This window comes from Rhodococcus sp. BP-349 (assembly GCF_019835845.1).
Lineage (GTDB): Bacteria > Actinomycetota > Actinomycetes > Mycobacteriales > Mycobacteriaceae > Rhodococcoides.
Genome location: NZ_JABUDR010000002.1, coordinates 766,393 through 791,357, shown reverse-complemented (window position 1 = coordinate 791,357; position 24,965 = coordinate 766,393). Strand labels below are relative to the sequence as shown.

1 protein-coding gene (running past one end of the window) is annotated in these 24,965 nt (G+C 67.1%); it reads right to left on the bottom strand.

Features of this window, described 5'->3' with window-relative positions; genetic code table 11:
* On the bottom strand, positions 1–24,965 hold the 5' portion of the coding sequence (locus HQ325_RS14160; RefSeq protein WP_261778172.1) for a non-ribosomal peptide synthase/polyketide synthase. It extends 8,956 nt beyond the left edge of the window; the window shows 24,965 of its 33,921 coding nt (coding positions 1–24,965); the start codon lies at positions 24,963–24,965; its stop codon lies beyond the left edge, outside the window.

Genomic DNA, 24,965 nt, shown 5'->3' with positions numbered 1-24,965 from the left:
TCGAATCCACCGGTGACGAGTTCGTGAACGCGTGCCAGGGTCGACGAGAGGTCCGGCAGGTCCTCGACCTCCACCCCTGCGAGCACTCCCTGTTCGGCCAGGCCGTCCGGGGTCAGAATGCGCTGGAACGGACCGTCTCCGTCGTCCGGGTAGTAGGTCCGCAGGCTCTCGTGCCGAACGATGACGTCCTCGACCGCCGCCCGAAGGGCCGGCACGTCGAGAGTGCCGGTCAGTCGGATCACCATGGGGATGTTGTACGCCGCGGAGTTCGTGTCGAACTGGTTGACGAACCACATCCGGGACTGTGCAGTGGACAACGGGATGCGATCGGGTCGGACCCGTGACGTCAGTACCGGTCGTGCCGAGGCAGTTCCGTCATTGTGCTCGGCCCGCGAGGCCAGACCCGACACGGTGGGCGCCTCGAACAGTTCGCGCACACCGATGTTCACGCCGAGAGCCTCGTTGATGCGGGCCACCACACGCGTCGCGCTGAGCGAATTACCGCCCAGAGCGAAGAAGCTGTCGCCGGTACTCACACGATCGGTTCCGAGAACATCCGCGAAGACCGATGCAACGATCTCCTCGACAGGTGTGCGTGGTGCACGGTATTCGCCGGAAGCGAGCTCGAAGTCGGGATCCGGCAACGCACGGCGATCGAGTTTGCCGTTCACGTTGAGCGGCATCACGTCGAGCACGACCGCAGTGGCCGGCACCATGTACGCGGGAACGGCCAGAGCGACGAAGTCCAGCAGTCCGCGGGTGTCGATCGTCGCACCGGTACTCGCGACGACGTAGGCCACCAATTGGTCACCCGTGCGCTCGTCGCTGCGGACGACCACCACGGCGGAGTCCACGTCGTCGTGCGCGAGCAGTGCGCGTTCGATCTCCTCCAGTTCGATCCGGAAGCCGCGTACCTTCACCTGGAAGTCGCTGCGTCCCACGTACACCAGCTCGGAACGCCCTGCCGCGTCGGTCTCGCGGCTCCACCGCACCAGGTCACCGGTGCGGTACATCCGGCTACCGGCATGGCCGGCGCTCGACCCGAACGGATCGGCGACGAAGCGCTCCGAGGTCAGGTCCGTGCGGCCGAAGTACCCGCGCGCCAACTGATCCCCAGCGAGGTACAGCTCGCCGACGACACCCACCGGAACGGGGTGGAGCCGATCGTCCAGAACGTAGACGCGGCTGTTCCACTCGGGCCGTCCGATGGGCACGGTGGACAGCGCGGCGTCCTCGCCGCGTGGGACCGGGTGATGGGTGATCGACACAGCGGCCTCCGTGGGCCCGTAGAGGTTGTGCAATTCGACCGGAAGCACGTCGGTGCTCACCGCGACGGTCGGGAACACGTCGTGCACCCTCCGGACGGTATCCGGCGTGAGCGCTTCACCGATGGCGAGAATGCGACGCAACGAGGTCAACCGCGCAGGATCGGCGACCGCGAGGAACGACGCCAACAGCGAGGGCACGAAGTGCACCGTGGTGATGCTGTGCCGGTGGACGAGATCCGCCAGATAGATCGGATCACGATGTCCGTCCGGCTTCGCCACCACGAGGGTCGCCCCCGCAGTGGGCGCCCACCAGAACTCCCACACCGACAGGTCGAACGTGGCCGGTGTGCGCTGCAGGACAGCGTCGTCGCCGCCGAGGGGGTACTCGGACTGCTTCCAGCGCAGCTGGTTCGCGATGGCGCGATGGGTGACGGCGACGCCCTTGGGGCGCCCCGTCGAGCCGGAGGTGTAGATCAGATACGCAGTGTTGTCGGGACGCAGCGGTCGCACCCGATCACCGTCGCGCACCCGAACGGCCGTCGTCGGTACGTCGTCGATGGACAGCGTCGGCGTACCGACAGGTAGATCGACCGCGTACGACGACGACGTCAGCACGACGGTCGGCCGCGCGCTGTCCAACACATAGCCGGTCCGGTCAGCCGGATGGTCGGGATCGATCGGGAGATACACCGCTCCCGCGACAGCGACCGCGTACATTCCCACCAGCAGTTCCACGGATCGGTGCATGGCCAGACCGACCACGTCCTCCGTACCGAGGCCTCGAGCCACGAGAGCCGCCGCTACCGAGTGCACCCGACGCCCCAACTCGGCGAAGGTCGTCTCGGTGCCCTCGAACACCACGGCCACACGATCCGGGTATGCCGCCACGGCGTCGTCCAGCAGGCCGGCGAGTGTGGCGTCCGGGAGCTCGACGGCGGTGGCGTTGCGATCGAACACCATCGCGCGATACTCGTCTGCCGAGATCATCGGCAGATCACCGACCGCCACCGTCCGATCGGAGGCGGCAGCGCGGGACTCGACCACGGAGTCGACGAGCCTGACCAGGCGATTCGCGAAGTCGCGAACGGTGGACTCGTCGAAGAGGTCGGTGGCGTAGGTGAAGACCGCCGACAACCCTGCCTCCACACCGTTCTCGTCGTGGAAGTCCGACAGGATCAGGTGCAGATCGAATTGGGCGTTGTCACCCTCGATGTCGAGGGCTTCGATGCGCAGACCCGGCAGCTCGAGCTCTCCGCGCTGGATGTTCTGGAACGACAGACCGACCTGGAAAAACGGGTGCCGCGCAGTGGAACGTTCCGGGTTGAGCACCTCGACCAGCCGCTCGAACGGCACGTCCGCGTGGGAGAACGCAGCCAGGTCGGCATCCTTGACATGGTCGAGCACGTCGTCGAACGACGCCCCGCTGTCGATGGTCGTACGCAGGGCGAGCGTGTTGACGAACATGCCGACGACGCCCTCGAGGGCCTCTTCTCCGCGGCCCGCGATCGGCGTACCCACGACGATGTCGTCGCTTCCCGACAAGCGGGCCAGCACGATGGCGAATGCTGCGTGAACGGCCATGAAGGTACTCGCACCGTGCGCGTGGGCCGCGGCGGCGAGTCCACGATGCGCCTCCGCGGACAGTGCGAACTCCACGCGCTTGCCGCGCAGGGACTGCACGGGCGGCCGCGGGTGATCCGTCGGCAGTTCCAATTGCCCCGGCACGTCTGCCAGGACGCGCCGCCAGAACGAGATCTGCGAGCTCAGCAGCGACGTCGGATCGTTCTCGTCACCGAGCAGTTCTCGTTGCCATACGGCGTAGTCCGCGTACTGCACGGGCATGGGCGCGAATTGCGGAGCGTTCCCGGCCGCGCGCGCGACGTAGGCAGTCGCGACGTCACGGACGAACGGTGCCATCGATTCACCGTCGGCCGACACGTGGTGCACCACGAGTGCGAGCACATACGTACCGGTGCCGTCCGCGGCACGTTCCGTGCAGTACAGCCGAACCCGTACCGGGACCGCCGAGGCGACATCGAAGCCTGTCGTCGCCATCTCGTACAGGTGCCCTGGTAGTGCGTCCTCGGTCACGTCGATCGGTGTCAGATCCGGTGCGACGTCCGCGACGGGCAGTACCACCTGGACCGGTCCGTCGTCGGTGTCGGGGTAGACGGTGCGCAGCGACTCGTGTCGCTCCAACACGTCACTCACCGCCGCGGCGAGCACAGCGACGTCGAGTGCACCCACCATCTTGACGGCGAGCGGGATGCTGTAGGCCGCCGAATTCGGATCGAACCGGTTCAAGAACCACATCCGAGACTGCGCGAGGGACAGCGGAACTCGGTCGCCGCGCGGGACCTGACCCAGCACAGGCTGCGGCGCAGTGTCCACACCTCGAGCCGCCAACGCATGCGCGAGTTCGGCGACGGTGGGTGCCTCGAACAATTCGCGCACGCCCACTCGCGATCCCACCACTGCGCCCGCACGGGACACCACACGGGTCGCGCTGAGCGAGTTGCCGCCCAACTCGAAGAAGCTGTCGTCGATGCTGACGTCGTCGAGTCCGAGAACCTCGGCGAACACGGACGCGAGCGCCCGTTCCAGATCCGTTCCGGGAGCCCGGTACTCGGCCGAAGTGACGACAAAGTCCGGGTCGGGAAGTGCACGGCGGTCGAGCTTGCCGATCGGCGTCAGCGGAACCTCGTCGAGGACGATCACCACCGACGGCACCATGTGAGCCGGGAGTCGTTCTCCCACTACCGTTCGCATCGTCTCGGGGTCCACAGCCGCGCCGGGCGCCGGCAGCACGTACGACACGAGAGCGGTGTCTCCGGTGGGGCCAGCGACACCGACGGTGACGGCGAACTCGATGCGTGCGTCTGCGGACAGGACGGAGTCGATCTCTCCGAGCTCCACGCGGAATCCACGGACCTTGACCTGGAAATCGCTGCGGCCCAGGTATTCGACGGAATCGGTGGGCGCGTCGTGGTCATTGCTCCAGCGGACCACGTCACCGGTGCGGTACATCCGTGAACCGGGCGCGCCGTACGGGTCGGCGACAAAGCGCTCTGCCGTCACGCTCGGACGGTCGTGATAGCCGCGGGCGAGGCCGGGGCCGGTGAGATACAGGTCGCCGCGAACACCCTTCGGCACAGGACGCAGTCGGGCGTCGAGGATCAACGACCTGACACCGCGGAGCGGTGAACCGATGGTGACCGGATCTCCGTGCACGAGAGCCGGAGTGATCGTGGCGATCACCGTCGTCTCGGTGGGGCCGTAAGCGTTCCGCAATCTGCCCGACCACCGTGTCACGAGCTCGGGTGGGCAGACGTCACCGCCGACGACCACCGAGCGCACGCAGTCCAGGCCCGCCGGTTCGACCGTCATGAGCGCCGTCGGAGTCATGACCACGTTCGTCACGGACTCCTCTGCGATCAGCGCGGCGAGTTCGTCGCCGCCGAAGACGTCGTCGGGCGCGATCACGAGCGTTGCACCAGCGGTGAAGCACGCCAACAGTTCACCGACCGAGGTGTCGAAACTCGGCGACGCGACGTGCAGGAACCGCGACGTCGACGAGACGTCGTAGTGCTCGCGCACGTCGGTGGCGAGGTTGGCCAGCCCTGCGTGGGTGACCACCACGCCCTTCGGCTTACCCGTGGACCCGGAGGTGTAGATGAGGTAGGCGGGATGCCCGTACCGCAGCGGCGTCACGCGTTCCGAGTCGGCGATCGGAGAGAGATCCGCACCGGGCCGCGCGGTCAGCGCTCCGGTGAGATCGAGCGTCCGGATGTGGCCCGGTACCACGGCTCCGTGTTCGGCGGTGGTCAGAGCGAGAACAGCGCCCGAGTCACGCAGCATCTCCTCGATGCGCTCGGCCGGGTACTCGGGGTTCACCGGGAGATACGCCGCGCCGGCCTTCGCCACCGCCCAGATACCGAGGATCGACTCCCGCGACCGTGTCGCGACCAGGGCGACGAACTGCTCGGGTCCCACGCCCCGATCGATCAGGTCACGGGCGAGCACGGTCGACGCCTCGTCGAGTTCGCGATACGTGAGAGTGGTCCCCCGGAACGACACCGCATCGGACGACGGGGCAAGTGCTGCCCCCGACGTCAGAAGTTCGGCGAGCGTTCGTCTCGGAACGTCGTCCGCCCCGCGGACCGGCGCGAGCGAGTTGCGCTCGTCCGCGTCCAGGATCTCGATGTCGCCGACCACAGCGGTGGGATCCGCGATCACCGCGTCGAGAATGCGGTGGAAGCGGGCCGCGAACGACGCGATCGTGCGCTCGTCGAACAGATCTGTGGCGTAATCGAACGACGCCTCGAGACCGGCCGGACGCCCGTCCGCGTCCACGGTCTCCCCGATGGAGAGCTGGAGGTCGAACTTGGCGACGTCCAACGAGGTCTCGATCGGCGCGATGCCCAGGTCTGCCAGCGCGAAGTCCGGGCGCTCGTTGTCGTTGAACGCCAACGCCACCTGGAACAGAGGCTGGTGCGCGGTGGACCGCGGCACCTTCAGAACCTCGACCAGCCGCTCGAACGGAATGTCGGAGTTCTCGAACGCCGACAGATCCGTGTCGCGGATCTGTGCCAAGAGGTCGACGAACCGGAGGTCGGCGTCCACGAACGCACGCAGCACCAGGGTGTTGACGAACATGCCGACGAGCGGATCGAGATCGGCGTCGCCGCGCCCGGCCACCGGCGTCCCGACCGCGACATCGTCACTGCCGGAGAGCCTTTCCAGCAGGACCGAGAGAGCAGCGTGGACCACCATGAACAGCGAGACGTCATGAGCGCGGGCGACGCTCACCAACGCGGCGTGCGTGTCGGCATCCACCGAGAACCCGTGCGTCGCGCCACGCAACGACTGCACAGCCGGTCGCGGACGGTCCGTCGGAAGATCGATCGCCTCCGGAATCCCGTCGAGAGCCCGGCTCCAGTAATCGATCTGGCGAGCAGCGACCGATTCTGTATCGGCCTCGTCTCCGAGGACCCGCCGCTGCCAGATCGCGAAGTCGGCGTACTGCACGGCCAGCGGAGTCCACTGCGGCTCGGTGCCCGCGACACGAGCGAGGTAGGCGGTGAACACATCCGTGAACAGCGGCGTCATCGACGCGCCGTCCGCACTGATGTGGTGGGCCACCAGCATCAGAACGTGCTCGACGGTTCCCGCGGCGGTAGGTACACGAAGTAGGGCCACCCGCAGCGGGACCGCCGACGTGACGTCGAAACCGCGCAGTGCGAGTTCTCGCATACGAGCGAGAACCGCGTTCTCGTCGGGCAGGCGCTCGTCCACCAGATCGGGCACGACGTCGTCGGCCGACCTCACGATCTGGTGAGGTCCGTCCGCCGAATCGGGGAAGACTGTCCGCAGGGACTCGTGGCGGACGAGCACGTCGCGCAGAGCACTTCGCATGGCATCGACATCCAGGTCGCCCGTCAGGCGGACCGCCATGGGCAGGTTGTACGCCGGTGAGTCGGGGTCGAACTGGTTGATGAACCACATGCGGGACTGGGCCAGTGACAGCGGAATTCGGTCACCACGGTCCTGTGGCTCCAACGGTGGGCGCGTGGTTCGGGTGTGACCACGACCGACGACCAGCTGAGCGATCTCGGCGACCGTCGGGTGATCGAACACCTCGCGCACACTCACGTCGACACCGAGTGCCGCCGTGAGTCGAGCTGCGACACGGGTCGCCCCGAGCGAGGTACCGCCGATCGCGAAGAACGAGTCGGTCGCTCCCACGCGGTCGGAGCCGACCACTTCGGAGAACACCACTGCCACTGCGCGTTCGGTGTCGTTTCGCGGTGCGACGTACTCCTCGGTGGACACGCCGAACTCGGGCGTCGGCAACGCTCGTCGATCCAGTTTGCCGTTGCTCGTCACCGGCAGCTCGGACAGCACCAACACCACGTCCGGGACCATGTACTCGGGCAGACGCTCCGCGAGACGAGCGATCAGCGCGTCCGCGTCCGGCTCGAAGCCGGGCACGGGTACCACATAGGCCACGAGGTGTTGGTCACTCGCCGCATCCACGACCAGCGCCACCGCTTCGGACACGCCGGAGAGATCGGTGAGGGCCGTCTCGATCTCCGGCAGTTCGATGCGCAGCCCACGGAGCTTCACCTGGAAGTCGGTGCGCCCGATGTACTCCAGCTCCCCGTCGGGGCGGCGCCGCACCAGGTCTCCGGTGCGGTACATGCGTGCACCGGCATCGTCCGGGTCCGCAACGAAGCGATCGGCGGTCAGGTCGGGCCTGCCCACGTAGCCGCGCGCCAACTGCACACCGGTCAGGTACAACTCGCCGGCGACATTCGGCGGCACGGGACGAAGCCGCGAACTCAGCACGCGCACAGAGGTGTTGGCCACCGGGCGACCGATCGGGACAGTGTCCGTGTCGGCGGCGACGTATCGGTGATACGTCACGTCGACAGCGGCTTCCGTCGGTCCGTACAGATTGTGCAGTGCGGCCGACGACAGTGCCGTCAGTCGCGCCGCTGTCGCAGGCGGCAGTGCCTCACCGCTGGCGAACACCGACCGCAGAGTCGTCAGGGATTCCGCATCCACCGATGCGACGAACACCGACAACATCGACGGCACGAAATGCACTGTGGTGACGCGCTCGTCGGCGACGAGACGGGCGAGGTACGCGGGATCGCGGTGCCCGCCGGGCTCCGCGACGACGAGCCGAGCACCGATCTGCAGTGCCCAGAAGAACTCCCACACCGACACGTCGAACGTCGCCGGCGTCTTCTGCAGAACCACATCGTCGGCCGTCAACGAGTACTCGTCCTGCATCCACACCAGCCGGTTCACGATGGATCGGTGCGATACGGCGACGCCCTTCGGTCGCCCGGTCGATCCGGAGGTGTAGATGACGTACGCGGTGTGGTCGGGACGCAGCGGTACCGAACGGTCGTCATCGGTCAGAGGTGTGGTGGCATGCCCGCTCACATCGAGCGAATCGATGGTGAGCACCGCAACGTCGTCGTCCGGAGACGTGAACCCGGAGTCGGACGTCGTCAGGACCAACGCCGGTCGAGCGCTGCCGAGCACGTACGCGACTCGTTCGGCCGGGTGCTCGAGATCGAGAGGCACATAGGCGCCACCGGCCGCGACCACAGCGTACATCCCGATCAGCAGGTCGAGCGAACGCGGTACCGCCAGGGCCACGTGCACGTCGGGACCGACACCCCGCGTCACGAGTTCACGGGCCAGCGCGAACACGCGAGCCGCGAACTGCGCGTACGTGAGCGTGGTGCCGTCGAACGTCACCGCCGGTGCGTCCGACGACTCGGCGAGTCGGTCGACGAACATCGACGCCAGTGTCGACGGGTCGGTCGACGGCGCCGCGGCCGACTCCGCGATGGCGGAGGCGAGCATCGCCGAGAAGCGATCGGCGAATCCGACAGCGGCATCTCCGTCGAGGAGACCCGGCAGCATCGTCGACAACGCCACGGTGACCGCCGCCTCGCGACCGACACCCACCGCGGCGAGCGTGACTGCCAATTCCGCCGATTTCTGTTGCAGCGCAGAAAAAGTGACGTCGGAGCCACCATGCGAGATGGCGATGCCGTCCGGGTTCACACGTGCAGCCGTGTCGAGTAGCTCGACGAGGGACTGGCCCTCGAGCTCCGTCAACGCGGAACCGAGTTCCGGAGCGGGAGCCTGCACCACGCCGCGTTCGGCATCGGTCAGGATGTCGATGTCGCCGACGACGGCGTGACGGTCTTCCGTTACCGCCCGTAGTACCGCGAGGAAGCGGCTCGACAGCGTCTGCACGGACTCCTCGTCGAGGATGTCGGACGCATACGTGAAGTGGGCCGTGATTCCCGCGGCCGCTCCGTCGTCGTCGAATTCCTCCTGCAGCGCCAGGCCGAGATCGAACTTGGCATCACGCAGGCCGCCGTCGACGGCCTCCACTGTCAACGCCGGCAATTCGATGACGGGGTACTCCACGTTCTGGAACGTCAGGAGCACCTGGACCAGCGGAGAGACCGACTTCGATCGGACCGGGGACAGCATCTCCACCACGCGTTCGAACGGGAGATCGGCGTTCTCGAAGGCCCCGAGATCTGTCGCCCGAACGGCTGCCAGGACATCGTCGAACGCAGCATCCGCGTACACCCGCGTCCGGAGCGCCAGCGTGTTGACGAACATGCCGACGAGTCCGTCCAGCGCTTCCTCACCGCGGCCCGCGGTAGGCGTCGCGACAGCGACGTCGTCCGTTCCGGCCAACCGTGACAGCAGTACCGCGAATGCAGCGTGCACGACCATGAACATCGTCGTGTCCGTCTCGCGTGCGAGTGCCGTGAGAGCGATCTGCATGTCGGAGGGCACGCGCACGCGAACGACGCCGCCCTCGATGGAGCGGACCGCGGGGCGCGGGCGGTCGAGCGGGAACTCGAGCAGCTCGGGCATCCCCGACAGCGTCGTACGCCAGTAGGCAGCCTGCGCGGCCGTCACGGATTCGCGGTCTTCCTCGACGCCCAGAACGGCGCGCTGCCACAGCGTGAAGTCGGCGTACTGGATCGGCAGCGGCTGCCAGTCCGGAGCGCTCCCCTCGACCCGAGCTGCGTATGCCCGCACCAGGTCGGACGCCAGCGGCGCCATGGACGACCCGTCCGCTGAGATGTGGTGCACCACCAGCAACAACACGTGGACGGTAGGGGCGAGACGGAAGAGATGGACGCGGATCGGCGGCGCCGCGGTGACATCGAAACCAGCGGTCGCCGCGGTCAGGATCTGCCGATGCAGATCGTCCTCGTCGGACACCGAGACCACGTCGAGAGTCGTCTCCATCTCGGACGGATCGAGGATCACCTGCGAGGGACCGTCGACCGAATCGGGGAAACGAGTGCGAAGCGACTCGTGCCGCTCGAGTACATCGACGAGGGCCGCGCGCAGCGCCTCGACATCGGTCTCACCGGTCAGCCGGAGACCCAGAGGGATGTTGTACACGGCGGAGTCGGGGTCGAGCCGGTTGACGAACCACATGCGCTGCTGCGCGAGCGAGAGGGGCACCGTCTGCGGCCGTGGTCGAGCCACCAGGGGAGGACGCCCTCCCGTGCCTGCCTCGTCTGCGAAACGACGAGCGAGACCGGCCACGGTCGGACTCTCGAAGATCTGCCGCACGCCGACACGTGCGCCCAGCGCGGAGTTGAGGCGGGCGACGACCCTGGTCGCACCGAGGGAATTGCCACCGATGTCGAAGAACGAATCGTCCGCGCCCACGTGGTCCACGCCGAGAATGTCGGCGAAGACCTCGGCGACCATGTGCTCGACCGCCGTTGCGGGCAGCCGGTCACTCGACGCGTGGTGGAAGTACTCGGGTTCCGGCAATGCGCGGGTATCGAGCTTGCCGACAGGTGTCAGCGGGACGCTGTCGATCACCATGATCGACGACGGCACCATGTACGGCGGAAGGAACCCTGCCGCATGCTCGCGCACCAGGGAGACGTCCGGTGTCGCGCCGTCGGCCGCCCTGATGTACGACACCAGAACGGTGTCCCCGGAGGGTGCCTTCCGGCCGATCGTGACTGCGAACGACACGTCGTCGTGTGCGGTCAGAACCGCGTCGATCTCACCCAACTCGACGCGGAAACCGCGGATCTTCACCTGGTTGTCGGAACGCCCGACGTACGACGCCTCCAGACCTCGCTCTGTCCTCACCCAGCGGACCAGATCGCCGGTGCGGTACATCAGCGAACCAGCGGCCGACGGATCGGCGACGAACCGTGATGCCGTCAGCGACCGTCGGGCAAGGTATCCACGAGCGACACCGGGACCGACGATGTAGAGATCGCCCGCTACTCCGACCGGAACGGGACGGAGCCGCCGGTCGAGAACGAGAGCCGCGACACCATCGATCGGGCGCCCGATCGCGACAGGGCTGTCCTGATGCAGCACAGCCACATTCGAGGCGACGGTGATCTCCGTGGGACCGTACGCGTTGTGCAGTACGCGGCCGGGTGCCCAGCGCGCGACGATGTCGCGCGACACAGCTTCGCCGCCTGCCACGACGTGGGCCAGATCCTCGAGGCCGGCGGGTTCGAGGGATGCCAGAACACTCGGAGTCAGGAACATGTGCGTGACACGCTCCTCGGTGAGGAGCGCGTGCAGTTCGTCGCCGCCGTACACGTCCGGAGAGGCGATCACCATCGTCGCGCCTGCCCCGACCATCATCAAGAGCTCGAGGACAGACGCGTCGAAACTGGGAGACGCGAAATGCAACACTCGCGACTCGGCCGTCACGCCGTAGGTCTCACGCTGGAAGGCAGCAAGATTCGCGAGGCCACTGTGGGTGATGACGACGCCCTTGGGCAGACCTGTGGTGCCTGACGTATAGATCACGTACGCGGCAGAGCGCGTCGAGACGCGACCTCCACGCTCGACATCGGTGATCGCTGCGTCGGACGCCGACAGCACGTCCGTCGGGTTGTCCGTTCCGGACGGGTCAGTTCCGACGACGAGCCACGAGACGGTGTTCACCGTCGGCAGAGAGAGGAGTTTGTCGGCGGTCGTCAACCCCAGCAGGGCGTCGGAATCGGTGAGCATGTGCTCGATCCGGTCTGCGGGATGGTTGGGGTCGACGGGCACGAATGCGCCACCGGCCTTGATGACCGACCACTCGGCGAGGATCGACTCGTAGGAGCGGCGAACAGCAACGGCGACACGCACTTCCGGCCCGACTCCGTGAGCGATCAGGGTGCGCGCGAGACGGTTCGATCGAGCATCGAGTTCCGCGTAGCTCACCTCAAGCTCACCCACGCGGATCGCGACACCGTCGGGGTTGCGGCGAACGGCATCGTCCAGGAGATCGAGAAGTGTCGTGCGGAGGACAGCGGGTTCCACGGCGGCGCCGCGCACCGGGAACAACGCGGAGACCTCGTCCGTCTCGAGGATCGGCAGGTCCCCGACCGCCACGTCGTCGGCGGACGCCACGAAACCACGCAGCACCGCGAGCAGTCGCCGGGACAACGCCTCCACCGTGCCTGCGTCGAAGATGTCGACGGCATGACCGATCCGACACCCGATGCCTGCGGGTGCGCCCGACTCGTCCAGCCTCTCGGAGAACTCGAAGGCCAGATCGAATTTGGCGAACTCCACGTCGACGACACCGGGCGTGACGTCGAGTCCCGGCAGCGCGATCGTGGGCTCCGAGTCGGAGTGGTAGGACACGATCGTCTGGAACAGCGGAGAGTACGACGTGGTACGCGCGTGCTGCAGTTGCTCGACGAGAGATTCGAACGGAATGTCACTGTGTGCGAACGCCGCCAGATCCGCCGCACGCACGGCGGCAAGCGTCTCCGCGACAGACTTGTCCTGTCCGATCGGGGTACGTAGCGCGAGGGTGTTGACGAACATGCCGACGATCGCCTCGAGCGCAGGCTCTCCGCGCCCGGCCACCGGAGTGCCGACGACGATGTCGTCACCGCCGCCCATACGCGAGAGCAGCACTGCCACTGCTGCGTGGATCACCATGAATCGAGAGACGCCGTGACGGCGCGCGAGTTGCGCGACGCCCTGGTGCAGGTCGGCGTCGATCTCGAACGACACTGCGCTTCCGACACCGGTTCGGGTAGTTCCGCGCGGGCGGTCGAGCGGCAGCTCGCCGACGTCCGGGATGCCGGCCAGGGCGGAGGTCCAGTAGCTGGTCTGCTCGGACCACAGCGACTCCGGATCGTCCGCCGACCCGAGCAGCTCGCGTTGCCACACGGCGTAGTCCCCGTAGTTCACCGCGAGCGGCTGTACTTCGTGGGAGCCACCCGCGGCACGCGCCGTGTAGGCCTGCACCAGGTCGGTGACGAGCGGCAGCAGCGATGCGCCGTCCGAGGCGATGTGGTGGGCGACGAAGACGAGCAGATGCTCCGTCGGAGAGGTGCGGACGATCCGCGCCCGGACGGGAATCTCCGTCGTCACGTCGAAGGGCTGGGAGGCGAACGCCCGGACGACCGACTCGGCCTCGGCCTCGTCCACGCTGATCACGTCGATCGGCAGTTCGACGTCGCTGATGGGCAGCACACGCTGCACGGGTCCATTGTCGGTGTCCGGGAAGACTGTTCGCAGTACTTCCTGCCGTGCCACCACGTCACGGAGTGCTTCGCACACGCTGTCGGTGTCCAGATCCCCGGAGAGTCCGAGAGTGAGCGGGATGTTGTAGCCCACCGACTCGGGGTCGAACCTGTTGATGATCCACATGCGCTGCTGCGCGAGGGACAGCGGCAGGAGAGCCGGCTCACCCGCCTCGGAGGTGCGCGGCGCCGCGACCAACGGCGGTCGCGGTGTGGCACCGCGGGACTCCTCGGCCCGAGTCGCCAGGCTGCGCACCGTCGGGGACTCGAAGATGTCGGGCATCGTCACTGCGGCACCCAGAGCGGCGTTGACCCTCGCGACCACGCGGGTGGCGATCAGGGAATCGCCGCCCAGTTCGAAGAACGAATCGACGACGCTGACACGCGGAAGGTTCAGTAGTTCGGCGAACACGCCGGCCACGATCTCTTCGCCGGGGGTGCTCGGCGGAACGTGGTCCGCGTCCTCGGCGGAGCCGACGGTCACAGCGGGGAGAGCCTTGCGATCGAGCTTTCCGCTCGCGTTCAGCGGCAAGGCGTCCAGGACCGTCGCAGCAACCGGAATCATGTAGTCCGGCAGTATCTTCCGGCTCATGTCGATGACCGCAGCAACATCGATGCTGCGGCCGGGCACGGCGACGAGATGGGCCACCAATCGATCGACGGCCGCATCGTCACGCTGCAGGGACACCACCGCTTGGGCCACGTCGTCGTGACTCGCCAACGCGCTCTCGATCTCACCCAGTTCGACGCGCAGACCGCGGATCTTCACCTGGAAGTCCGATCGACCCACGTACAGGATGTCGCCGTTTCCCGACAGACGCACCAGGTCTCCGGTGCGGTAGAGGCGGGTGCCGCGAGGGCCCGCGACGAAACGCGTCGCCGTCTGAGCCGTCATTCCGCCGTAACCGCGACCGACAGCGATTCCACCGATGTAGAGCTCGCCGACCACTCCGCGCGGCACGGGCCGCAGGCGGGAGTCGAGCACCTCGTACACGACATTCTCGATCGGGGAACCGATCGGGACGCGAGCCGCTTCCGGTGCCACCGGACCCGTCGTGTCCATCACGAAGGCCGACGTCACGTCGGAGGCCTCGGTGGGGCCGTACGAGTTGAGCAGCACGACATCCGAACCCATGAGGGTTCGATACACCGCCGGCCGGATCGGCTCTCCGCCGAGCACGACGGCCCGCACACGCGTCAGTACACCGTCCGTGTCCGAGTCCACGAGCGCCTCGAAGGCACTCGGAGCAAGATTCAGGACATCGACACCACCCGCGGACACGACGGCCAGGATGGCGGCGGGATCGAAACCTTCGTCCACGAGATGGACCACTCCGCCGCTGGACAGCGGCGCCCAGATGTTCTTCTGCGTGAGATCGAACCTAGGCGACGAGGCCACGAGCGCAGTCGAACCGTCGCGGAACCCCAGAGCCTGCCGATACCAGGCGTAGGTGTTCCGCGCACCAACCATGGGGACCAGCGTCGGTTTCGGACGGCCCGTGGATCCGGACGTGGTGATCACGTAGGCGAGCGCCGAGTCCGCAGCGGTTGCCGACCACGGATCGGAGAGTTCCGAACTGTCCGCATCGTCGTCCAGGGCGATCGACACCGATACCGAGGGGAGCCCGACGTCGGTCAGATCGTCGGTCACGACGACGGCGATCGCACCGACGTCCGACAACACGCGAGCCGTGCGTTCGACGGGTGCGGCAGGGTCGACCGGGAGGTACGCCGCCCCGGCCTTCCAGCACGCCAGCATCCCGACGATCCACTCGACGGACCTGGGCAGCGCCAGCGCGACGACCGTGTCGCGTCCCGCGCCGACGGCCGACAGCGCGTGCGCGAGACGCGTCGCGCGCACGTCCAGTTCCGTTCGCGACAGGGTCAGTTCACCCGAGCGCACAGCTGGTGCGGCACCGTCGCGCGCGACCGCCGCCGACCACAGCCCGACCACGGACGTCGTGTCCGCGGATTCCGAGGATGCCGCAGGGACGTCGTGAACCTCGTGGACGACCGGTTCCGGTACGTCGATGTCACCGACGAGCTGATGGGCATCCTCGACCACCTGATCGAGTACACGCCCGAAAGCGTCCGAGCCGTCCGCGTCGGGGGGCGCTGCCATCAGCGTGGGCAGGAGCCCGGTGAGCACGACGGAGGCGATCGCGTCGGGTCCCATTCCGCGCGCGGTCATCGGTCCCGAGAGCATCTGTAGACGCTCGTGGAACTGGGCGTAGGTGACCGACATCCCGTCGAACGATGCTGCAATCCGATTCGGATCCACCTCGGCGGCTGCCGCCAGCAACGCGGGGAGGTTCCGCACGGTCATTCGACGAGAAGGTAGAGCTGGTGACACCGAAGGCCTTTCGTGACTGATGATGGTGGTGTCTTCGCCGTCCAGGTCGATGTCCCCCGCCACCGACGCGGGATCGGCAGCGACCGCGGACACGATACGTTCGAACCAGGATGCGAAGCGAGTCACGGAGTCTCGATCGAACAGGTCGGTCGCGAACGTGATCCGCCCTTGCAGGGTGGTTCGCCCGTCGGCACCCTCGGTGGGTTCCAGCGTGACCAACAGATCGAACTTCGCACCGTCCGCCAGGTCGGTCGAGACCGAGACCGTCAGATCGGGTAGTTCGACGCGCACCGGAGCGTTGTTCTGGAACGAGAGCATGGTCTGGAACAACGGTGTGTGTGCGGTGGATCGTGGGACGCCGAGTTCGCGCACCAACGACTCGAACGGGATGTCGGCGTGCGCGAAGGCATCGAGATCGGCCTCCCGGACGCGACCCAGGAGTTCGCTGAACGGAGCGGACTGATCCACCGACGACCTGAGGACGACGGTATTGACGAACATCCCGACGAGATCTTCCGCCGGCCCGGCAGTTCGCCCGGCGACCGGCGTTCCGATCGTGATGTCGTCGGTGCCCGTGATCCGCGCCAGCATCACGGCGAGCGCGGCGTGCACGACCATGAACAACGTGCCCTGCTGCTGCCGGGCGACGGCGTTCAAGCCGTCCACGACGTCGGCAGTGATCGAGACCGGCACGAAGTCACCGGCGCTCGACCTCCGCGCGGGCCGCGGTCGGTCCGTCGGTAGCTCGATCACCTCGGGACTGCCGGCGAGAGTCCGACGCCAGAACTCCAGTTGACGGAACGCGAGGGAATCCGGGTCGCCCGTCTCGCCCAGCACCCGCCGCTGCCAGATCGCGACATCGGCGTACTGGACGGGAAGCGGCTGCCATCCGGGTTCCGCACCGGCGATCCGGGCGGTGTAGGCCACCATGACATCGCGCGCGAGGGCCGCCATCGACGCTCCGTCCGCGGCGATGTGATGCACGACGACCACGAGCACGTGATCGTCCGGCGCGGCCCGGAACAGTCGCGCACGCACCGGCGGCGCGAGTGTGACATCGAAACCGACGGACACGAAGTCGACGATCGCAGCGAGCAGAGCGGCTTCCGCGTCGTCACCGCCGGTGGGAACCGGAGTCAGGTCGATCGCGACCTCGGAGACGTCTCGAACGTCCTGGCGCGGGCCGTCGTCCGAGTCGGGATACCGGGTCCGGAGCACTTCGTGACGACGGGTGACGTCGACGAGCGCGGCGGTCAGGGCCGACACGTCCAACGATCCGGTCAGACGCACCGGCAACACGATGTTGTACGCCGCGGACGTCTTGTCGAAGGAGTTGAGCAACCACATCGACTGCTGGGCGAGAGACAGCGGAACACGATCGGGTCGCGGTTCCGCCGTGGGCCCGCTGTCCTGCGACTCGGTCGCGTCGGCCGACGCCGAGTTCACCACCGATGCGAGACCGGCCACTGTCGGGCTCTCGAAGACGTCCCGAACGCCGATGCGTCGTCCCATCGACAACGCATTGACCCGCGCCACCACCTTGGTGGCAACGAGGGAGTTGCCTCCCAGGTCGAAGAAGGAGTCCCGTGCGCCGACGGCGTCGAGGCCCAGAACCTCCGCGAAGACCGACGAGAGAGCCACCTCGGTGTCACCCGAGGGCATCGTCGACTCGGTCGTGGTGAGATCCGGAACCGGAAGTGCTCGCCGGTCCAGCTTGCCCGACGGTGTCAGCGGAACATGATCGAGCATCACGATGGACCCCGGCACCATGTGAGACGGCACCGCAGCGGCCACATGAGTTCGGATCGTGTCGGGAGCGGACGGGTCGGCCGCCAGTGCGGACCCTGCCCGAGGCAGAACGTATGACACCAGCATCGTCAGCCCGGAGGGCATCACGACACCCGAGGTGACCGCGAACTCGACGTCACCGTGAGACGAGACAGCCGCGTCGATCTCGCCCAGTTCCACTCGGAAACCACGGATCTTGATCTGGAAGTCGCTGCGTCCCACGTATTCCACGCAGAGACGCCCATCGACGCGAACCCAACGCGCAACGTCGCCGGTGCGATACATCCGAGCACCCGGCATCCCTGCCGTCGGGTCTGCCACGAACCGTTCCGAGGTGAGTCCCCGGCGGTCGTGATAGCCGCGCGTGACCGACGCTCCGGCCAGATACAGATCTCCGGAAACCCCCACACCGACCGGCCGCAGACGACCGTCGAGTACCGCGGCACGGATACCGCGCATCGGCGGGCCGATGGCGACAGGTCTGTCCACGACCAACTCGATCGTGTTGGACAGCACGGTCGTCTCCGTCGGGCCGTACCCGTTGAACAGCCTGCGCCCCGGAGCCCACCTCTGTACGAGCTCCGTCGGGACCGCCTCACCACCGACGACGACGCGGTCGAAACTCGGTACGGCAGAGGGGTCGACGGTTGCCAGAGCAGCCGGCGTGACGAAGCCGTGCGTCACCGCGTGCCGACGCAGGAAGGCTTCGAGTTCCTCACCGCCGTACACATCGGTCGGTGCGACGACGAGGGTCGCTGCCGCTCCGATCGCCATCACGAGCTCGAGGACCGACGCGTCGAAGCTCGGTGACGCGAACGCCATGACCCGCGACGAGGACACGACGTCGTAGTCGGTGGTGACCTGCGCGGTGAGGTTGACCAGTCCGCGGTGTATCGCCGTTACGCCCTTGGGCTTCCCGGTGGTGCCCGACGTGTAGATCATGTACGCCGCCGAGTCGGCGGAGGGCCTTCCCGCAAGTTCGGACGGTTCGAGCGCATCGTGTCGGTGTGCCGACAGGAGTGCCGTCGACCGGTCGGTGTCGATACAGAACCACTCGGTCTCCGACGGCAAGGTCTCGGCGAGCAGACTTTCGGTCGACACGGCGGTCAGGCCGAGCACTGCAGCCGAGTCGGTGACCATGTGCCTGATGCGGTCGCCGGGATAGCGGGCATCGATCGGCAGGTACGCGGCGCCGGTCTTCGCCACCGCCCACAATCCGACGAAGTACTCGATGGAACGCGGAATAGCCAGCGCAACAATCGTTTCAGGAGCGACTCCCCGCGTCAGCAGCTCCCGCGCGAGTGCGTTGGACCGACGGTCGAGGTCCCGGTAGGTGATGGACTCGGCGTCCGCTGCGACGGCAGTACCGTCCGGATTCGCGCGTACGGCGTCGGCGAACAGGTCGGCGAGCAGGCGTGGTTCGAGCGCGGGGAGCCCCGACACCGCGGACACTTCCTCGAGTTCCGCGGCCGGCACGATGTCGATGTCGTCCACCAGGCGCGCGGTGTCCGCTCCCAACATCGTCAGCACACCCAGGAACCCGTCCATGATGGCTCGAACGCGGTCCTCGCCCAACAGGTCCGGCCGGAACTTCGCGATCAGGCGAAGGTCCGGATCGGCGACCGCTATGACGGTGAGCGGGTAGTGGGTGGCATCGCCGGACTCCACGCCCAGGACCTTCAGGCCGTCGAACTCCGCTTCGCGGGTCAAGGCTTCACGGTCGAGGGGGTAGGACTCGTAGACCATCAGGGTGTCGAACAGCGGCCCGAGCCCTACCCGCTGCTGGATGTCGGTCAACCCGACGTAGTGGTGGTCCAGGAGCGACGTCTGCTCACGCTGAAGTCGATCCAGAAGCGTGGCGACATCGTCCCCGCGTTGCATGCGCACGCGAACGGGAAGCGTGTTGATGAAGAGACCGAGCATCGATTCGATACCCGGAACCTGGGGCGGACGTCCGGAAACCGTCGTGCCGAACACGACGTCGTCACGACCTGTCGAGCGCGCCAACACGATTCCCCAGGACGCCTGGAGCACGGTGTTCAGCGTGACCCCGTGGTCGCGAGCAAAGGCACCCAGGCGCGCCGCGACCTCGGCTGGGACCATGACGGTGTACTCGTCCGGAACTGCATCCCCTGCGCCGTTCGATCCGGCGGGCACCAGGGACGTCGGTTCGTCGATCCCCTCGAGAGCCGCCGCCCACGCCGCGAGAGACGCACGGTCGTCCTGAGCTGAGAGCCAGGACAGGTAGTCGCGGTAGGGGCGAGCGCGCGGCAGAGACGCCGCGTCGCCGGTCACGTAAAGCGACAGCACGTCCTGTACGACGATGGGCAGTGACCACCCGTCGAGGAGGATGTGATGGTTGGTCATCGCGAACACGTAGCGGTCCGGCTCGCTGCGTACCAGGAGGAAACGCAGCAACGGGGGCGCAGTCATGTCGAATCGGACGGTGCGTTCGGCCAGCACGGCCTCGCGAGCCTTCCTCGAACGCTCGTCGGCCGTGGTGGCCGCATCGACGGTGAGGTCGATCTCCGACCACGCCGCGACGGCGTCGTCGACGACCACCTGCAGTGGCGTCCCGTCGTCGTCCACCACGAACGCCGCACGGAGGTTGGGGTGGCGGCCGACCAACGCGTCCGCTGCCGCATGAAGCCGCGCAGTGTCGAGTCGGCCGCCGAGCTCGAGCACGACCTGGGTCGAGTAGACGTCCGGTGAATCACCGGCCAGCGCGGAATGGAAGAGCAACCCCGCCTGCAACGGAGCGAGCGACCAGATGTCTTCCAGCCCCGGATATCTGGATTCGAGAGACTCGATGATCGTCTGATCGACTGTCACCAACTCGACGTCCGACGGGGTCAGACCACCCGCGTCGGGAGCTGCCGAATGAGATGCCAGCGCACTCAGAGCGGTCGACCACAACTGCGCCAATTCTTCGATGTCGGCGCGTTCGAACATGCCCGACGGGAACTCGAAAGCCGTCCGCAACGAGGGCCCGTGATCACCGTCGACCACCATCGCGTTGATGTCCAGCGCGAAACGCACCGGAACATCGTTCCCGCGTAGACCTTGCAGCGCAGCATGATCGGCGTCGGGGAACCATCCGCCGGCGCGAACGTCGTCGGGCACATCTGCGGTGCCGACACGGCCGAGATAGTTGAAGCTGACGGAGGGCGCCGGGAGGTCGCCGAGAACGTCGCCGGCCCCTGCATGACGAAGCAATCCGAATCCGATGCCGTGGTCGGGCACGCCGGACAGTTGTTCCTTCACTGCCTTGACGGCGACGCCCGCAGCGCCACCGCCGCTCAGCGCGTCGTCGAGATCCACGTCGGCGACGTCCAACCGGACCGGGTACATGGAGGTGAACCACCCGACGGTCCGAGACAGGTCTGCCCCGGCGACCAGATCCTCGTCGCGCCCGTGGCTCTCGAGGTTGACCGTGAACGGCCGAGCCGCCGACCCGCGCCGGCGCTGCCACTTCGTGACGGCAAGTGCCAGCGCCGTGAGGAGACCGTCGTTGACACCGCCTCGGAATGTCGTCGGCACCGTGATGAGCATCGCGTAGGTGACCGGGTAGGGCGCCGACACCTCCACACGCTCGAGGGTGCTCACCGTGTCGATGACATCGTCGAGCGGCCGACCGACGAGACGATCGTCCGACGCTCCGAGCACCGTCCGCCAGTAGTCCTGCTGGGCGGCGGTTTCCTCCCGAGCTCCCCACTCCTGCAACGCATGCGCCCACCGGCGGAACGACGTTCCGGTGGGTTGCAGCGCCGCCGGCTGTCCCGCCGAGAGCTGAGCCCACGCGGTCGCCAGGTCCGGCAGCAGAATGCGCCAGGACACTCCGTCCACGACGAGGTGGTGCAACACGATCAGGAGACGGTCGCGATCGTCCGACTCGAGCCACACGAAGGCGGCGTTCCGTCCGACGGAGGGATCGAGTCGGGACAGGGCCTCGTCCGCGATCGCTGCGAGAACGGCATCGTGATCCGCTGATCCCGGCATCGCGGTCGAGGTTCGGTGCACCATCATCGAGGCAACGTCCACCGACCCTGCCGGCATGATCTCGAGCGACCATCCGTCGGCATCCGCCGTCAAGCGGGACCGCAGCGCGTCGTGGTGATCCCACACGGCCGCCAGTGTCGCGATCACGCGGTCGGACGGTTCGCCCTCACGAGCGGCGTTCGGTGGCAGGTCGACGACGATGGACTGTGCAAACGATGCGGTGAGCGCCGAACTCTCGGTCATCCACGAGATCACCGGGGTCAGTGGCACCGTGCCGACTCCACCGCCCGGCAGCTCCCGCAACACCTCCACCTCGACGTCGGCGGCGACCACCTCGGCCAACCGAGACACGGTCTTGGCCTCGAACACGTCGCGAGGAGTGATGCGCAGACCCGCGGCCTTCGCTCGGGCGACCAGCTGGATCGACATGATGCTGTCGCCGCCGAGGGCGAAGAACGAATCGTCGACGCCTACCGCCGCCACCCCGAGAACATCCGCGAACAGCGCTGCAATGCGCTGTTCCGTCGAGTTCGTCGGTGCGCGGTACGCCGTGGAAGTGTCACGGAACACGGGATCGGGTAGAGCGCGCCGATCGAGTTTGCCGCTGGGATTCAGCGGCATCGAGTCGATCACCGTGATCGCGTCGGGGACCATGTAGGCGGGCAGGACTCCGGACACCAGATCAATGACCGCGGCCAGGTCGACCTGCTTGTCCTGCACCGGTACGACGTAGGCCACCAGACGCTGACCCTTGTCACCGTTGTGTACGACGACGACCGCCTCGCGGACGGCGCCGTGCTGGAGCAGGGTGGCCTCGATTTCTCCCAACTCGATGCGTTGACCACGAATCTTCACCTGGAAGTCCGTGCGTCCCAGGTAATCCAGCTGACCGTCCGGGTTCCACCGAACGAGGTCCCCGGTTCGGTACATGCGCTCACCGTCGCCGCAGAACGGATCGGCCACGAAACGCTCGGACGTCAGGTCCTGCCGATCCGCGTACCCACGTGCGAGTTGCCGCCCGGCCAGATACAGCTCACCAGCGGCACCGATGGGTCGTGGACGCAGCAGGTGGTCGAGAACGTACGCGCGCGAGTTGGCGACGGGGGAACCGATGGGCACCGAGATCCGCGGCACCTCGGACACCGTGGATGCCGATGCGTGCACGGTGAACTCGGTGGGTCCGTAGAGATTGTGGATGGCGTCCGGTCGCCCGAATACTCGCCACTTCTCCACCAGCCGCGGAGCGAAGGCTTCTCCGGCGACGAGTACCGTTCGGAGGGATTCGCACCGGCCCGGCTCGATCTGATCGACGAAGAGTGTCAACATCGACGGCACGAACGAGGTGGCAGTGACCGCGTTCTGCTCGATCACGTCGGCGAGATACGCCGGATCCCGGTGTCCGTCAGGACGTGCCACGACCAGTCTCGCACCCCGGGTGGGAGCGAAGATCTCCCACACGGACACGTCGAACGTGACCGGCGTCTTCTGTAGAACCACATCTGCGGACACGCCTGCGTCGTCGACCCGACCGTAGGTGTCGAACAACCACTCGATCTGGTTGACGACCGACTCGTGCTGCACTGCAACGCCCTTGGGGCGTCCGGTCGAGCCGGAGGTGTAGATGACGTACGCCGTCGTGGCGGGATGAATCTCACCGATCCGGTCCGCGGGCTCCAGCCCGGATCCATCGATCGACGGATCCAGTTCGTCGATCTCGACCACTGCGTCGGCCGGAAGGACGACCTCGTCGGGGAGCACGATTCCGTCGGCCGAGGTCGTCAGAACGCACCGTACATCCGCGGATCCCAGCACGTATGCGGTGCGAGCCGTCGGGTGGTCCGGGTCCACCGGCACGTAGGCGCCGCCCGCTTCGAGAATCGCGTAGATACCGACCACGAGGTCGAGCGAGCGGCGCATCGCCACGGCGACCCGTACTTCCGGTCCGACCCCCATGGCGACCAGATGTCGGGCGACGCGTCCCACCCTGTCGCCGAATTCGGAGAACGTCAGCGAGTCACCCTCGAATTCGAGCGCGACCGCATCCGGTCGTGCGGCCACCTGATTCCGGAAACGATCGATCACCGTGCCGGGGCGAAGGTCGAGGGCCGTGTCGTTGAAATCGACGACGGTCAGACGCTGCTCGGCGTCCTCCGTGAGCGGCAGGTCAGACACACGCCGCGTCGCGTCCGACGTGGCGAACTCTTCGAAGAATCGGAAGAACCGCGCATGCTGTCGTCGAAGGTCGTCCTCGGAGTACAAACCGGGGTTGGCCTCGAAGTCGATGTTCGTGGACGAGCCGGCGACGCCCGCATAGATGTTGACGGCAAGGTCTTCCACGGGTCCCGTGGTGAGCACGTGCAACCGACCGGTGGCGTCCCCGAGAGTGATGACGGGGTGGAACAGCATGATGTTCACGGACGGGCCGAACAGACCACGGTCACCGGTACCGCTCCCGGCGTCGCGGCGCATGTCCTCGTGCCGATAGCGCTGCCGACGCAACGCGCCGGTCAACTCCAGTTGAGCATTCTGAGTGAGCTCGGCCACCGTGACGGATCGCTCCACCGAGAGTCGCAGCGGAACGATGTTGGAGGTCATACCGCCGGAATTACGGAGCTGTGCCGTGGTGCGTGCCGACACGGGGAGACTCAGCACGACCTCGTCGGTGTCCGACATCCGCGCGAGATAGGCGGCGAATGCAGCGATGATCAGCGGGGCCTGCGCCGTCTGGAGCTCGTTCACCGCGGCGTCCACGGCGTCCGAGAGCGACTGCGACAGGGCCGCCGACGCGACGCGCGCCGGACCTGTCACGGGTGCGGTCCGTCCGGCCAGGGACACGGGGGCAGGCATGTCCGCAGTCCGCGTGGCCCAGTACTCGCGATCCTTCTCGAATCGTGAGGACTCGCGGTACCTGGCCTCGTCCTCGAAGACCGTCCGGACGTCGAGCGCCTTCGCCGGCGGGATCTCGGCGCCCGAGACCGACGCGGTGTAGATCTCCGCGATGCGGGTGATCATTGCCATGGCGCCGTACCCGTCGAGGGCCACGTGATGAATACGTGCGAACCAGAAGTATCGGTCGTCGGCGAGACGCAACAACCACAGGACGACGAGCCGCGAGTTCAGAAGATCGACCGGCTCGCTGCACTCCGCTCTCATCCACTCCTCGGCGGCGGCCGCGGGATTCTCCCGGTCGCGGAAATCCCGAACGCGGATGGTGTCGTCGATGGTTCGATCGACCATCTGGTATGGCAAGCCGTCCACATCGAGGATGCGCAGATACCCCGATCCGAACTCTTTGCCCGCCATACGGGACGCAGCGACGAGTGCGTCCAGATCGAGGTGTCCGTCCACCTCGATGTACTGGGCGATGGTGACGGGTACGTCGCCCAGAGCTTGTTGAGCGAACCACATGCCGCGCTGAGCTGCGGACAGCGGGAAGGCGTCGTCCGGGACTCGGTCGACACCGGCTGCTTTCCCAGCGCTCAA